General features: G+C 68.9%; 11 protein-coding genes. 1 reads left to right on the top strand and 10 read right to left on the bottom strand.

The features are described from left to right. Positions 1-22 precede the first annotated feature (22 nt). From RS83_RS11705 to rsmI, 6 genes are all read right to left on the bottom strand, one after another. Positions 23-1,759 (bottom strand): ABC transporter ATP-binding protein, encoded by a 1,737-nt coding sequence (locus tag RS83_RS11705; protein WP_052679092.1) that lies wholly within the window; start codon positions 1,757-1,759, stop codon positions 23-25. Beyond that, entirely contained in the window at positions 1,756-2,670 is a 915-nt protein-coding gene (locus RS83_RS11700) for an ABC transporter permease (RefSeq protein ID WP_045279687.1), read from the bottom strand. Before RS83_RS11700 ends, RS83_RS11705 begins: the two co-directional genes overlap by 4 nt. Further along, on the bottom strand, positions 2,667-3,647 hold the full coding sequence (locus tag RS83_RS11695; RefSeq protein ID WP_045279686.1) for an ABC transporter permease: 981 nt from the start codon (positions 3,645-3,647) through the stop codon (positions 2,667-2,669). The genes RS83_RS11700 and RS83_RS11695 overlap by 4 nt, the downstream gene beginning before the upstream one ends. Further along, positions 3,644-5,293, bottom strand: coding sequence for an ABC transporter substrate-binding protein (locus RS83_RS11690; protein ID WP_045279862.1), 1,650 nt, complete (start codon positions 5,291-5,293; stop codon positions 3,644-3,646). The genes RS83_RS11695 and RS83_RS11690 overlap by 4 nt, the downstream gene beginning before the upstream one ends. Before the next feature lie 191 nt (positions 5,294-5,484). Beyond that, the gene (locus RS83_RS11685; protein ID WP_045279685.1) at positions 5,485-6,588 is read right to left on the bottom strand and encodes a LacI family DNA-binding transcriptional regulator; all 1,104 of its coding nucleotides are present in this window, start codon (positions 6,586-6,588) and stop codon (positions 5,485-5,487) included. A 151-nt stretch (positions 6,589-6,739) separates the two neighbouring features. Beyond that, complete coding sequence (rsmI, locus tag RS83_RS11680; RefSeq protein ID WP_045279684.1) at positions 6,740-7,561, bottom strand: 16S rRNA (cytidine(1402)-2'-O)-methyltransferase; 822 nt, start codon at positions 7,559-7,561, stop codon at positions 6,740-6,742. A gap of 60 nt (positions 7,562-7,621) precedes the next feature. On the opposite strand from rsmI, the gene RS83_RS11675 reads away from it, so the two are divergent. Continuing rightward, on the top strand, positions 7,622-9,175 hold the full coding sequence (locus tag RS83_RS11675) for a dolichyl-phosphate-mannose--protein mannosyltransferase (RefSeq protein WP_045279683.1): 1,554 nt from the start codon (positions 7,622-7,624) through the stop codon (positions 9,173-9,175). Between the two features lie 22 nt (positions 9,176-9,197). Here RS83_RS11675 and RS83_RS11670 read toward each other — a convergent pair whose 3' ends face one another. From RS83_RS11670 to RS83_RS11655, 4 genes are all read right to left on the bottom strand, one after another. Then, the gene (locus RS83_RS11670) at positions 9,198-9,680 is read right to left on the bottom strand and encodes an Lrp/AsnC family transcriptional regulator (RefSeq protein WP_045279682.1); all 483 of its coding nucleotides are present in this window, start codon (positions 9,678-9,680) and stop codon (positions 9,198-9,200) included. A 7-nt stretch (positions 9,681-9,687) separates the two neighbouring features. After that, a complete protein-coding gene (locus tag RS83_RS11665) occupies positions 9,688-11,076 on the bottom strand; it encodes an amino acid permease (protein WP_045279681.1) in 1,389 nt (462 codons plus the stop codon). Beyond that, entirely contained in the window at positions 11,073-12,182 is a 1,110-nt protein-coding gene (gene hisC, locus RS83_RS11660; protein WP_045279680.1) for a histidinol-phosphate transaminase, read from the bottom strand. The genes RS83_RS11665 and hisC overlap by 4 nt, the downstream gene beginning before the upstream one ends. A 173-nt stretch (positions 12,183-12,355) precedes the next feature. Further along, a complete protein-coding gene (locus RS83_RS11655; protein WP_045279679.1) occupies positions 12,356-14,158 on the bottom strand; it encodes a thioredoxin domain-containing protein in 1,803 nt (600 codons plus the stop codon). Between the last annotated feature and the right edge of the window lie 38 nt (positions 14,159-14,196).

Raw genomic sequence — 14,196 nt, 5'->3', positions numbered from 1 at the left:
AGTGCTCCCTTCGTGATGTGTTCTATCGGATTCGGGCAGGATTCGGCACGGCATCCAGCAGCTGGACGGTGTACGGATCCTCGGGGTGCTGCAGCACCTCGGACGTCGGTCCGCGCTCCACGACACGGCCGCTGTTGAGGACCAGGATGTTCTCGGTGACCAGCCGCGCGCTCAGCAGGTCGTGCGTGATGTAGAGCATGCTGATGCCCCATCGTTCGCGCAGATCCTCGAGCAGCGCCAGCACACCGGCGCGCAGCGAGACATCGAGCATCGACACCGGCTCGTCGGCGATCAGCACCTGCGGATCGCTCGCCAGCGCGCGGGCGATGACCACGCGCTGACGCTGCCCGCCGGAGAGCTGGTGGGGCAGCTTCGCCGCGAACTGCTCGACCGGGGTCAGGCCGACCGTCTCGAGGAGCTCGAGCACACGAGCCCTCGCCTCCTGGCCGCGCAGCTTCGTGTAGTTGCGCACCGGACGGCTGAGCGCGTACTCGACCGTGTGCAGTGGGTTCAGGGCCGCATAGGGATCCTGGAACACCATCTGCACGTCCTTGCGCAGGTCACGGAGACCCGCGCGACGCAGCGTCGCGACGTCGACATCGCCGAAGTGCACGGAGCCCTCGGTCGGCTTCTCGACACCCGTGATGAGCTTCGCGATGGTCGACTTGCCCGAGCCGGATGCTCCCACCAGCGCGAGCGCCTCGCCGGGCTCCAGACGGAACGACACGTCGTCGACCGCCGTGACCGGCTGCTCGCCCCGACGCGGCGCCGGGTAGCGCTTGGAGACCCCCTCGACCACGATCGCGGCATCCGCCCTGCGGGTGTCGCGCTGCGAGACGGTCGGCATGGTCTCGGTGACGTCGGTGCGCGACCGTCCCTCGCGGCGACGCGTGCCGAGGTCGACGAATCCGGGGATCGAGATCGACTCGGCGCGCGGATCGGCGTAATGGCTCAGCAGCATCCGCGTGTACTCGTCCTGCGGTCGCTCCAGGATGTCGATGCTCTTGGCATCTTCGACGATGCGCCCCTCGTGCATCACCATCACGCGATCCGTGGCTTCGAGCACGATGCCGAGGTCATGGCTGATCAGGATCGCGGTGAAGTGTTCGGCGCGCTGCAGGTCCTTGATCGTGTCCATCACGGCGTGCTGCACGAGCACGTCGAGCGCCGTGGTCGGCTCGTCGAACACCATCAGCTGCGGCTCGAGCGACAGCGCCAACGCGATCGAGACGCGCTGACGCATGCCACCGGAGAGTTCACCCGGGTAACGCGACAGCACTGCGGCGTCGAGTCCGACCTTGCCGACCAGGTCGCGGGCCCTGGCGTCGCGGGCGTCCTTCGGCACATGTCCGTGCGCCGCGAAGATGTCGCGGAAGTGGTTGCCGACCGTGCGGACCGGGTTGAGCGCGTTCATGCCGGACTGCAGCACCATCGCGAAGCCACCCTGGCGCTGACGGCGGAGCTCCTCCGCGTCGAGCTCGCGGATGTCGCGGCCGCCGAACAGGATGCGTCCGCCGCTGATGCGAGCCGGCGGCTTCTGCAGCCTGGTGAGAGCGAAGCCGAGCGTCGACTTGCCCGAACCGGACTCGCCGACCAGGCCGACGAACTCGCCACGGCGGAGCGTGAAGGACACGGTGTCGACGGCCGTCGCCGCAGTGGCGCCGGGCGAGGCGTACTCCACCGACAGGGAGTCGACCTGCAGGAGCACGTCGTCCTCGGGGAGGCCATCATTCGCGTTCGTCGCGTTCATGGCGTTCATCGGCCCTTCCCTTCACGAAGGCGCGGATTGGAGATCCCGTCCACGCCGAAGTTGATCAGTGTCAGGCTCAGCGCCAGCAGCGCGATGCAGAGACCGGGGGCGAACAGCAGCAACCACTGTCCGGTGAGCAGCGAGTTGGAGTTCTGCGCCCAGTAGAGCATCGTGCCCCAGCTGACGATGCTGGAGTCGCCGAGTCCGAGGAACTCGAGGCCGGCCTCAGCCAGGATCGCCGCGGTGGCCGCACCGAAGAGCGTGCCGGCGATGATCGAGGTCATGTTCGGCAGGATCTCGCGGAAGACGATCCGCGCCCTGCTGTCGCCGGAGAACTGCGCCGAGGTCACGAAGTCGTTGCCGCGCAGGGACTGGGTCTGGCTGCGCAGCACGCGAGCCCCCCACGCCCAGCCGGTCACCACGATGACCGCGATGATCATCAGGATGCCGCCGTTCTGCAGGTACGCAGCGATCACGATCATGAGCGGGAGGCCGGGGATCACCAGGAAGAGGTTGACGATGAAGCCGACCACCTCGCCCGCGAAACCGCGCATGTATCCCCAGCTGAGTCCGATCAGGACCGCGACGATCGTCGACAGGAGCCCGGCAGCCATGCCGACCAGCAGGCTGACCTGCGCACCGTAGATGAGCTGGCTGAGCACATCCTCACCTGCGGCGGTGGTGCCGAGCCAGTGCGCCCACGACGCGTCTGCGTTGCGCTCGAAGCTGTTGTCCTTCGCACCGTATGGCGCGATCAGCGGCGCGAACACCGCGACGATGACGAACAGGCCGAGGATGCAGAGGCCGAGTCGGGCCTTGCCGTTCGACCACAGCGTGCCGACCATGCGGCCGAACGCGCGCCACGGGCTGGGAGCGGCGATGCGCTCTGCGGGGATCTTGACGTTCATGGTGGAGGTCATCGGCGGGTCCTTGGGTCCAGTGCGCCATACAAGATGTCGACGAGGAAGTTGGCGATGAGCACGCTCACGGTGATCATCAGGAAGAGCGCCTGCATGAGCGGATAGTCCTGACCGATCACGGCGTTGAAGAGCAGGTACCCGATGCCTGGGTAGCCGAACACCTGCTCGACGAGGATCGATCCGCCGACCACGCCGCCGAGCGTGAGCCCGAAGCCGGTGAGGTTCGGCAGGATCGCGTTGCGCGCCGCGTACCGCAGGGCGATCGTGCGACCGTGCAGACCGTTCGCCTCGGCGAAGGTCACGTAGTCCTCACCGAGGGTGTTGATCATGGCGTTGCGCATGCCGATGATCCACCCGCCGAGCGAGGTCAGCAGGATCGTGAGCGCCGGGAGCACCGCATGCTGCGCGAGGTCGCCGATGAACTCCCAGGTGAAGCCGGGGGTCGTCGTCGCGGCGTAGGCGCCGGTCGTCGGGAACCAGTGGAGCACGTAGCCGAAGAAGAAGAGCAGCAGCAGTGCGGTCCAGAAGTACGGGAACGTGCTGAGGAACGAGCCCGTCAGCGTCGGCAGCGAGTCGAGCCAGGTTCCGCGGCGCCAGGCGGCTGCGACACCGATCAGGGTGCCGATCACGAACGCGAGGATCGTGACGATGCCGACGAGGCCGATCGTGTACGGCAACGCGGTCGAGACCATGCTCGACACACTCTGCGGATAGAAGGTGTACGAGACGCCGAAATCGAGTCTGGCGACCTGACCGAGGTAGGTCACGTACTGGTCCCAGAGCGAGCCGGTCGGCACGCCGAGCTGCGCCTCGATCGCGGCACGCGTCGCGTCGGAGACCGGACCGTTCTGCGACAGCTTCGCGATCGCGGCATCAGCCGGCGAGCCGGGCATCAGACGAGGGAGGAAGAAGTTCAGCGTGATCGCGGCCCACAGTGTGAGCACGAACAGGCCGAGCTTCTGGAGGAGGTACTTCACTTGCCCTCTCCCTTCACTCGCTCGAGCCGCGTGAAGATCATCAGCGGGGCGGAGTCGTAGTTCTGCGGGATCATGTACGGGTCTTCCTCACTCGGCCATCCGGTGAACTTGGCGTCGCTGAACAGACCCCAGATCCCGCCGTAGTAGAGACCGATCACTGGCAGGTCGTCGTAGACGATGCCCTGCAGCTCTTTGACGATCTCCATCTGACGGGCGGTGTCGACGGTCTCGCGGTACTCCGCGAGCAGCGCGTCGACCTCGTCGGACCGGTACCGCTCGAAGTTGTTCGCGGTCGCCTCTCCGGATGGCACGTAGAACTCGCTCGAGAGCAGGTTGTTGTACGCCTGGTACACGTCGCCGTTGCCCATGCCACCGATCGCCATCTCGAAGTCGCCGTTGCTGATGGCGCTCTGGTAGCCGGCAGGCTGCGGGAGCTTCAGCGTGACCTTGACGCCGACAGCGGCGAGCTGGCTCTGCACGGTCTGCGCCGCTCTCGTCCAGTCCGTGAAGCCGTTGGCGGTGGTCAGCGCGAACTCGAGCTGCTTGCCGTCGGCGCCGACGAGACGATCGCCCTGCAGGGTGTATCCCGCTTCGCCGAACGCCGCGAGCGCGGCATCCGTGTCCTGCGTGATCATGCCCTGATCGGGGATGCTCGGGTCGAGGTACTCCTCCTGGTTCGGGAGGATGAGGCCGGTCTGTCCTGCCGGCTTCATGTAGCCCTCGGATGCCGTCTCGGCGATCTCCTCGCGGTCGAGGGAGAGCGCGATGCCGCGGCGCACGTTCACGTCGTCGAACGGCGCGACCTCGAGGTTCGGCATCAGGGCGATCACGCCGCCCGGCGGGAACCACCAGGCGTTGTGGTCGCTCGCCGCGCCCCAGGTGCCCTCGACATCGGAGATGAACGAGTACGCCCAGTCGTAGCCGCGGCTCACGGTGTCGAGCTGCGAGTTGGTCGAGGGCAGGATGATGTGCTCGACCTGGATCTTGTCGGCCTGCCAGTAGTCGGGGTTCTTGTCCATCGAGTACTGCTGGTCGTTGTAGTTGCCGAGCACGAAGGGCCCGGTGCCGACCGGCTGCTCGTTGCGGAACGTGCCGGGGTCCTTGACGTCTTTCCACGTGTGCTCGGCGACGATCATCGTCTGGCCGAGGATCGAGAGCGAGGGGGCGTCATCCGTCTGCAGATGCAGGATGACGTCGCTGCCGTCGGTCTCCACGCTCTCGAGGTGCTGCCACGCGCCCTTGATGTCGAGCGAGGGGTTGTCCTTGAGGAGCTGGAACGTGAAGGCCACGTCGTCAGCGGTCATGTCCTCGCCGTCGCTCCACTGCACGCCGTCGCGGATCGTCATGACGATCGTGCGGGCGTCTGGTTGTGACCAGTCGGAGGCAAGCCACGGGTTGAGCGTGCCGTCGAGCGGGTTGACCAGGATCAGCGGCTCGTAGATCCACCGCGACGCCGTGCGCGTGTTGGTGAGATACGGGTTGAAGTTCCGCGTGAAGAACGGGTTGCCCTTATCGGCGTTGATCAGCATCGTGTCGGCGCCGATCGATGGATCGGGCTGCGATGTGATCTGGATGCTGCATCCACTGAGCACGACGGCCGCGGCCGCCAACCCCACGATCGCGGCTCTGCGCCAGCGTCGGAGCATGTGCGTCTTCGACACTCTGCCACCTCATGTCGTCTGTGTCATGAAGGGCGCTACGCGATCGGAACGCCCTGCGGCGCGTGCCGCATGAGCGATTGTAAGCGCATACATTTCTGCTCTGCAACCCCTTGACACGGGCCCAGGCGGCGCATTCCCAGTCAGTCACTGGCATGGGAACGGTGCCAAAGTGGTGCTCAGCCGGATCGCTGCGAGCTCTCCCTGAGCAGGATCTGGAGCGGCAGTCGAACCGTGGCCGGCTCCGCATCCGGTCGCTCGAGACGACGGCCGAGCAGCTGCACCGCCGCGCGGCCGAGGTCGATCATCGGCTGTCGCACCGTCGTCAGCGGCGGGGTCGACAGCGCTGCGGCCTCGAGCCCGTCGAAGCCGGTGATGAGCACGTCCTCCGGCACCCGCAGCCCCGCTGAGCGGAAGGCATCGAGCGCGCCGAGCGCCATCTGATCGTTCGCGGCGACGAGTGCGGACGGTGGCCCCGCGGCGATCAGCGACTCCGCAGCCTCGCGGCCGGACGCCCTGGTGAAGTCACCACGGACCACGGTCACGTCGTCGAGCGCGATACCGGCATCGGTGACCGCCGCGGCGAACCCGTCCCAGCGCTGTGCGCCGTCCGGCGAATCCGTCGGGCCCGCCAGGAATGCGATGCGAGTGTGGTCGGCCTGCGCCAGCACGAGGCGGGTGAGCTCCGCCATCGCCTCGGTGTTGCTGACGGTCACGTGGTCGTAGTCGTCTCCGCGTGACGGCCCTGAGAGCACGACGACGGGGATGCGCTGCGCCAGCCGCGCCAGCACGTCATCGGGCACGCTCTGCGCAAGGACGATGAGCCCGTCGACCCGGCCGGCCATGTCGCGCACCGTCGACCGTGAGGGATCATCGCGCCCGACACCGATCATGAGCACGAATCCCTGCTTCCAGGCCTCCAGCTCGGCACCGCGCAGCACCTCGTCGAGGAACAGCAGGGTCGGATGCGCTGCCGGGTCTGCGGCATCCCGCGCCATCGTGAACGGCGGCATCGAAGCGTGCTCCTCGCCCAGCACGTCGAGCGGCGGAGCGTCCTCCGAGGCGTCGAATCCGGGGAAGTACAGTCCAAGCACGCCGGTGCGCCGCTCGGCGAGCCCACGCGCGCTGCCGCTGGGCACGTAGCCGAGTTCGGACACGGCATCCATCACCCGTTCCCGGGTGGCCGGTCGCACGGCATCCGGCGAGCGCAGCACGCGCGACACCGTCGCGATCGAGACGGCGGCGCGGTCCGCGACGTCGTAGACGGTCGCCCTCTTGGTCACGCTCGATCTCCCTCCGGTGTGTGCACCAGGGTACCCGGGCGATCGGATGATCAGTCCCGCGTCCGGGCTTCGGAGATCTGCGGAACTTCGGACGTGCAGCAGGCCCTGGATCCGAGATCTGGCAGATCTCCGAGGTTCTGCAATGACGGCATCAGCGCGAGCGGGCGGCCAGCGCAGCCTGATACAGATCGCGGGACGAGAGTCCGGTCGCGGCCGCCACCTCGGTGCATGCGTCCTTCAGGCGGATGCCGTCGGCGACGAGCGTCTGCACCTGCGAGAGCGCATCCTCGGGCGACGACTCCCGGTGCGGAGCGCCCTCGACCACGACCACGATCTCGCCCTTCACGCCGTCCTTCGCCCACGCGACGAGCTCGGAGGCAGTCCCGCGACGCACCTCCTCGTAGAACTTCGTGAGCTCGCGGCAGACCGCGATCCGTCGCGCATCGCCGAATGCCGCCCCCATATCGGCGAGCGCTGAGGCGAGGCGAGCGGGCGACTCGAAGAAGACCATGGTGCGCGGCTCGGCGGCGAGGGCGCGCAGCGTCGTGCGGCGCTCCCCCGGCTTGCGCGGCAGGAAGCCCTCGAACGTGAAACGGTCGGTCGGGAGCCCGGAGATCGCGAGCGCCATGAGCACCGCGCTCGGCCCGGGGATCGCGGTCACCGTGACCCCCTGGGCGACGGCCTCCGCCACGAGTCCGTAGCCGGGGTCGCTGACGGTGGGCATGCCGGCGTCGCTCATCACGATCACGTCGTGCTCGGCGGCGAGCGCCGCGAGCTCACTCGCCTTCTGCTTCTCGTTGTGGTCGTGCAGCGCGATCAGGCGCGGGCGGTTCGCGATCTGCAGTGCTCCCAGGAGCTTCTGCGTGGTGCGGGTGTCTTCCGCGACGACGATCTCGGCATTCTCGAGGACCTCGATCAGACGGCGAGATGCGTCGCCGAGATTGCCGATCGGTGTGGCTGCGAGGATGATCACCCGCTCAGCTTATGCGGGTTGAAATGCGGGTCGATTCCGCGGGTTGTCTAGGCTGGACCGGTGACCGCGCCCGCACCCCTGCTGCCCCCGCCCGAGTCGCGGCTGACGCGCTACGGGCAGCTGCGCGATCGGATGCTGCTGAACCCGCGATCGAACCGCCTGCTGAGCTGGCTCGCCCCGCTGCTGATCACCGCGCTCGCCGGCGTGCTGCGCCTGGTGAACGTCGGGCATCCGCACCAGCTGGCCTTCGACGAGACCTACTACGTCAAGGACGCCTGGTCGCTCTGGACGCTCGGCTACGAGGGCACCTGGGGCGAGGGCGCGAACGAGGCGTTCATCACGCTGCGCGACCTGCCCCTGTCGCACGAGGGCTCGTTCATCGTGCACCCGCCGCTCGGCAAGTGGCTGATCGCACTCGGCATGGCGATCGGCGGTCCGGACGACAGTGTGGGCTGGCGGCTGGCGACGGCGCTGCTCGGTACCGCGTCCGTGCTGCTCGTGTTCCTGATCGCCCGGCTGCTGACCGGCTCCCTGGCGTTCGCGACCGTGGCCGGCACGCTCCTCGCCGTCGACGGCCTGAGCATCGTGATGAGCAGGATCGCACTGCTCGACGGCATCCTCACCTTCTTCGTGCTGCTGGGCGTGCTCTGCATCCTGCTCGACCGACGACGCACCATCCCGCTCCTCGAACGCCGCGATCCCGACGCTCCAGACGTCCTCTGGGGCCCGGTGCTCTGGCGCCGACCGTGGCTGATCGCCGCCGGCATCGCCCTCGGCGGCGCCTGCGCCGTGAAGTGGTCGGGGCTGTACGTCCTCGCCGCCTTCGGCCTGTACGTCGTGGTGACGGATGCGCTCGCCCGGCGTCGACGCGGCGTCATCCTCTGGCCGTCCGATGCCGCCTTCCGACAGGGACCGATCTCATTCCTCCTGCTGGTCTTCCCTGCGCTCGCGACGTACCTGATCAGCTGGACCGGCTGGTTCGTCACCGCTGGTGGCTACGACCGCGACAGCGACGCGAACCCCCTGGTCGCGCTCTGGAAGTACCACCAGTCGATGCTCGGCTTCCACGTCGGTTTGAACCGCGGCCACCCCTACGCGAGCCCGGCGTGGGAATGGCCGTTCCTGCTGCGCCCGACCGCCGTGTGGGTCGGCAGTGATCCGAAGGGATGCGGGGTCGACCACTGCATCGCCGTGATCACGGCAGTGCCCAACCCTCTCATCTGGTACGGCGGCGTCGCGGCATCCGTGTTCCTGGTGGTGCTGCTGGTGCGCGGCTGGGTGCTGCGGACTCCGGTCGGCCCGGCGGTGAGCGTGCCGCTGGTCGGTCTCGCCGCCACCTATCTGCCGTGGCTGATGTTCCCCGAGCGCACGATCTTCCAGTTCTACACGGTCGCGATGGTGCCGTTCCTCGTGCTGGCGCTCGCCGTCGCACTGCGCACGATCGCCGGGCGACGGGACGATCCGCTGCACCGACGACAGGCGGGCGAGCGCACGGTGCTGATCATCCTGGGGTTCGTGCTGCTGGTCTCTGCGTTCTTCTACCCGCTGTGGATCGGCATGAGCGTGCCGTACGAGTTCTGGCGACTGCACAACTGGCTGCCTGGCTGGGTCTGAGCGAGCCGAGCCCGAGCAGCAGCTACTCCGCCGCGTCGCCCGCGACGTGCTCCACCAGTGGCAGCACCCGCCCGGACAGATGCGTGCGCATCGCGATCGACGATGCGGTGCGGGCGACGCCCGGCACAATCGCCACGCGGTCGAGCACCTCCTGCAACTGCGTGGCATCGCGCGCGACGAGCCGCAGCTGCATGTCGCTGGCGCCCGTGACGGTGTGCATGTCGACGATCTCGGGCACGGCATCCGCGAGCGCCGTGGCCACCTCGTCGTGACCGACCTTCTGGTCGATCTCGACGAGGCAGAACGCCACGACGCCGTAGCCGAAGCCGCTCGGATCGATGCGCGGCACGATCGCCTCGATCACGCCGCCCTCATGGAGCCGCGCGAGCCTGCTGGTCGCGGTGCCGCGGGCGATCCCGAGCCGCCGCGCGCATTCCAGGATCGGCAGCTGCGGCGACTCCGTCAGCAGACGGATGAGCTGCGCGTCGAGGCGATCGATGTGCATCGGCCGACTACTCCCTGACCACGCCGGGCTGCGCGATCCCCCGCGTCGCCCTCGCCACGAGCAGCAGCACCGCCGTGAGTCCGAGGGTCAGCAGCAGCTGCACGCGAGCGGCAGGATCGATCATCGCGAGCGCGATGACGCCGCCGAGCAGCACCAGGCAGAGCCACGACAGCCAGGGGAAGCCCCACATGCGCATCGGCAGGTCGATGCCGTCTCGATCGGCTCGGCGACGCAGGATGATCTGCGCGAGCGCGGTCGCCGTCCAGATGACGAGCAGCGTCGAGCCGACCACGTTCAGCAGCGCGGGGAGCACGACATCGGGGAAGGCCCAGTTCAGACCGACCGTCACGAATCCGAACGACACCGAGGCGAGCACGGCGACGTACGGCACCCCCTTCAGGCTCGTCCGCGTGATGGCCTGCGGCGCGAGGCCGCGCTCGCCGAGCGAGAACACCATCCGCGAGGCGCCGTAGATGTTCGCGTTCATCGCCGACAGCAAGGCGATCACGACGATCAGCGACATCACCAGATCGACGCCTGGCACCCGGATCGTCGCGAGCACCGCGGAGAACGGGCCATCGAGCACCGCGGGGTCGTTCCACGGCAGCACCGCCACGATCACGAAGATCGAGCCGATGTAGAAGACCAGGATGCGCACGAGCACCTCGCGGACGATGCGACGGATGTTGCGGGCCGGATCGTCGGACTCGGCAGCCGCGATCGCGACGACCTCGGTGCCGCCGAACGCGAACACCACGATGAGCAGTGCCGCCGCGATACCGGTCATGCCGTTCGGGGCGAAGCCGCCGTTGTCGACGAGGTTGCCGATGCCGCTGGCAGGCACACCGGGGATCAGCCCGATGATCGCGCACACGCCGACCACCAGGAAGGCGATGATCGCGACGACCTTGATCGCGGCGAACCAGAACTCGAAGCGACCGTAGTTGCTCACCCCGAACAGGTTCACAGCCGTCAGCGCGACGACGAAGATCAGCACCCACGCCCAGGCGGGGATGCCTGGCACCCACCCGGCGATGATGCCGGCGGCGCCGGTCGCCTCGGCCGCGATCACGACGACGAGCTGGATCCAGTAGAGCCAGCCGACCGCGCTGCCGGCGCTGCGTCCCATCGCCTTCTGCGCGTACGAGCTGAAGGCGCCGGAGCTCGGTCGTGCCGCGACCATCTCGGCGAGCATCGCCATCACCAGGATGACGATCGCGCCGGCCACGAGATACGAGATCAGCACGGCAGGACCCGCGAGGCCGATCGCCTGCCCTGAGCCGACGAACAGCCCGGCGCCGATCGCGCCGCCGAGTCCCATCATCGAGATCTGGCGACGGGTGAGTCCGGGGTGCAGTCCCTTGGTCGTCGTGGTCGTGGTGGGTACCTCGGTCATACGACCGCCTCCTCGGGAGCAGATGCATGGAATGTCCGAGCGGATGCCGCGAGGGCGGCCGCGACCCGATCGACGTCGTCGGCGGAGCCGGATGAGATGCGCACGCCATCGCCCGGGAACGCCCTTGTGATCACGCCGCCCTCACGGAGCAGCGTCTCGAGTTCGTCGGTCCGCTCGGCGGCCGGCACCCAGACGAAGTTCGCCTGCGAGGCGACCGCCGGCCAGCCGGCCGCGATGAGCAGCGCGTGCAGCCGATCGCGCTGCTGCACGACCTCGTCGATGCGCACCGCCAGTTCGCGCTCAGAATCGAGCGATGCCAGTGCGGCGGTCTGCGCCAGATCGGTGACGCCGAACGGCACCGCGACCTTGCGCTGGTTCTCGGCGACCTCGGTCGGGGCGAGCGCGTAGCCGATACGAAGGCCGGCGAGGCCGTACGCCTTCGAGAACGTGTGGAGCACGGCGACGTGCGGGTGCCGGTGGAACAGCTCGATGCCGGCACCCTGGTGCCGGTCGCGGTCGAAGTACTCCGTGCGGTCGAAGTGCACGTAGGCCTCGTCGATCACGACGAGCACATCGTGGGGCACAGCCGCCACGAAACGTTCGAGTTCAGCGGCGCCGACGACGGTGCCGGTCGGGTTGTTCGGGTTGCACACGAAGATCAGCCTCGTGCGCGGGGTGATCGCCGCGAGCATCGCATCGAGGTCGTGCGTGTGCGTCTCGGTCAGCGGCACCGCGACCGGCGTCGCCCCGGCGATCCGCACGAGCGAGGGGTACGCCTCGAACGACCGCCACGCGAACATGACCTCGTCGCCGTCGCCGGCCACCGCGTGGATCAGCTGCGCGGCGAGCTCGACCGAGCCGGCGCCGACCGTCACCTGCGCCGGGTCGACGCGGTATCGCTCGGCGAGCACGTCGCGCAGGACGGTGGCGCTCATGTCGGGATAGCGGTGAATCGTGGCCAGGCGCTCCCCCACCGCCGCGATCACGGCGGGGAGCGGCGGATGCGGAGACTCGTTCGAGGAGAGCTTGGAGGCACCGGCCGGCGCTGAGCGCCCCTGCCGGTAGGTCGGAACGGCATCGAGGCCGGCGCGGGTGGGGAGGGGCATTTCGTCAGAGCATCCTTGCTGCGATCGTGCGGCGGCCCCGACGGACCACCTGCTGTCGCGTCACACTAGACCGGATGCCGCCAGCTGAGCAATCGGTGCACAGCAAGCTGCGCATTGCGCGCAGACAGCCGACGACATGCGCGCTTTCACTGGACAGATTGCACAGCGAGGACTCAGCGCGCTGCCGCGACCTCAGCCGGGTCGCTCGTCGGCAGTCTGCACACGAAGGAGCGGCAGTCGAACGCGAGCTCCGGAGCGTCGGCCTTGCCCTCGAACAGCTCGAAGCCAGCAGCCGTGAAAGCCCTGGCCTGTGCGGCCGTGACCACGGCGACCACATCGGCATCCGCCCGTCTGGCCTCGGCCGCGAGCGCACCGGACGGAGCATCCGTCACCACCACGATCTGACGGGGCGGCTCCACGAGCCCCGCAGCCACGCGCAGCAGGCTGCCATGGGCGAAGGGCTGCTCGAGCGCACGGGTCGCGAAGCGGCCGACGGCCTGCACCGCGGCCTCGCGGTAGCGCTCCCCCGCCCCGAGGCGCCAGGCGGTGAGCGCGGCGGCAGCCACCGCGGCCGCCCCGGAGGGCAGGTCACCGTCGGTCTGGTCCGGCGAGGCGGCGATGCCGCGCTCGGCCAACAGCGGATCGATACGGTCGCCCTCGAGTGCCTGGTCGAGGATCCCGAGCGCCGTCGTCGCCCATGCCGCGTCACCGGTCGCGACAGCCAGCGCGAACAGTCCATCGGCCAGCAGGCCGAGGTCGGCGGACGTCGCGATCGCTGTCGACCCGGTGCCGTCCAACGAGGATCGGACGAGCGCGCCGGCAGCATCGCGATTGACCCGAACGACCGTCTCGGCGGCGGATGCGGCCGCGTCCACCCAGCTCGATACCCCCAGCGCCGCGCCGGCCCGCGCCAGTGCACCGATGGCGAGCCCGTTCCATGCCGTGATGATCTTGCCGTCGACCGCTGGCGGTTCCAGGTCGGCGCGCTCCGCCGTCGACAGCAGGTAGTAGCCGCCCTCGCTTCTCGCTCCGTCGATCCACGACTCCGAGTCCTGCGCGGCACCGAACCCACCGCCGTCTCGCTGCAGCACCGCCAGCAGGAACGCCGCAGTGCCCCGCGCCGTGTCGAGGTCGCGCTCGTCGACCGCGACCTCCAGCAGCTGCGCGTTGTCGGTCAGCATCCGCTCGTAGTGGGGCACCGTCCAGTCGCGCTGCGTCGCATACCGGAAGAACCCGCCCTCGAGCTCGTCGTACAGCGCGGAGCCGGCCATCGCGGCGAAAGCGCGGCGCGCCGACGCGGCGGCATCCGGTGCCGTCCGTCGCACCAGCGGACTCTGCAGGAACCGCAGGGTCGTCGCGACCGGGAACTTCGGAGCCCCGCCGTATCCGCCGAACTGCGCGTCCTCGCGTGCCACGATCGATCCGGCCGCTTCGGCGATGGCCGACGCCGTCGGCAGCTCGCTCGGCGCCGACTCCGCCGCACGGGCGAGCGCATCGGACACGGCATCTGCCGACTCCTCGGCCTGATCCCGCCGAACGGTCCAGGCCTCACCGACCGCGGCCAGCACCTCACGGAACGACGGCAGCGGAGCGCGCGCCACCGGGGGCCAGTACGTGCCGGCATAGAACGTGCGACCCCGCGGGGTCGCGAACACGGTCAGCGGCCAGCCGAGGTTCTGGGTGAACGCCGACGCCGCCGCCATGTAGGCGCCATCGACGTCCGGGTGCTCCTCGCGATCCACCTTCACGGCGACGAATCCGGCGTTGATGATCGCTGCCGTCTCGGCGTCGGCGAACGATTCCCGAGCCATCACGTGGCACCAGTGACAGGTCGAGTAGCCGATCGAGATCAGCAGCGGCACGTCGCGCCGACGTGCCTCCTCGAAGGCCTCGGCACCCCAGGGGTACCAGTCCACCGGGTTCTCGGCGTGGGCGCGGAGGTAGGGGCTGAGCGTGTCGGCGAGCCGATTGGTCATGCCATCACGCTACGCGCGATCGAGGCACCGAGCAGGGG

It is taken from the genome of Microbacterium oxydans (assembly GCF_000956525.1).
Taxonomy (GTDB): domain Bacteria; phylum Actinomycetota; class Actinomycetes; order Actinomycetales; family Microbacteriaceae; genus Microbacterium; species Microbacterium oxydans_A.
The sequence above is the reverse complement of the archived record's forward strand: the minus strand, read 5'-3'. Positions and strand labels throughout refer to the sequence as shown.

Bases quoted from the DNA above. Each gene is read 5' to 3' on its own strand.
- RS83_RS11690 (WP_045279862.1), bottom strand. From the start codon at position 5,293: ATGCTCCGACGCTGGCGCAGAGCCGCGATCGTGGGGTTGGCGGCCGCG.
- RS83_RS11665 (WP_045279681.1), bottom strand. From the start codon at position 11,076: ATGACCGAGGTACCCACCACGACCACGACGACCAAGGGACTGCACCCC.
- RS83_RS11705 (WP_052679092.1), bottom strand. From the start codon at position 1,759: ATGAACGCCATGAACGCGACGAACGCGAATGATGGCCTCCCCGAGGAC.
- RS83_RS11670 (WP_045279682.1), bottom strand. From the start codon at position 9,680: ATGCACATCGATCGCCTCGACGCGCAGCTCATCCGTCTGCTGACGGAG.
- hisC (WP_045279680.1), bottom strand. From the start codon at position 12,182: ATGCCCCTCCCCACCCGCGCCGGCCTCGATGCCGTTCCGACCTACCGG.
- RS83_RS11655 (WP_045279679.1), bottom strand. From the start codon at position 14,158: ATGACCAATCGGCTCGCCGACACGCTCAGCCCCTACCTCCGCGCCCAC.
- RS83_RS11700 (WP_045279687.1), bottom strand. From the start codon at position 2,670: ATGACCTCCACCATGAACGTCAAGATCCCCGCAGAGCGCATCGCCGCT.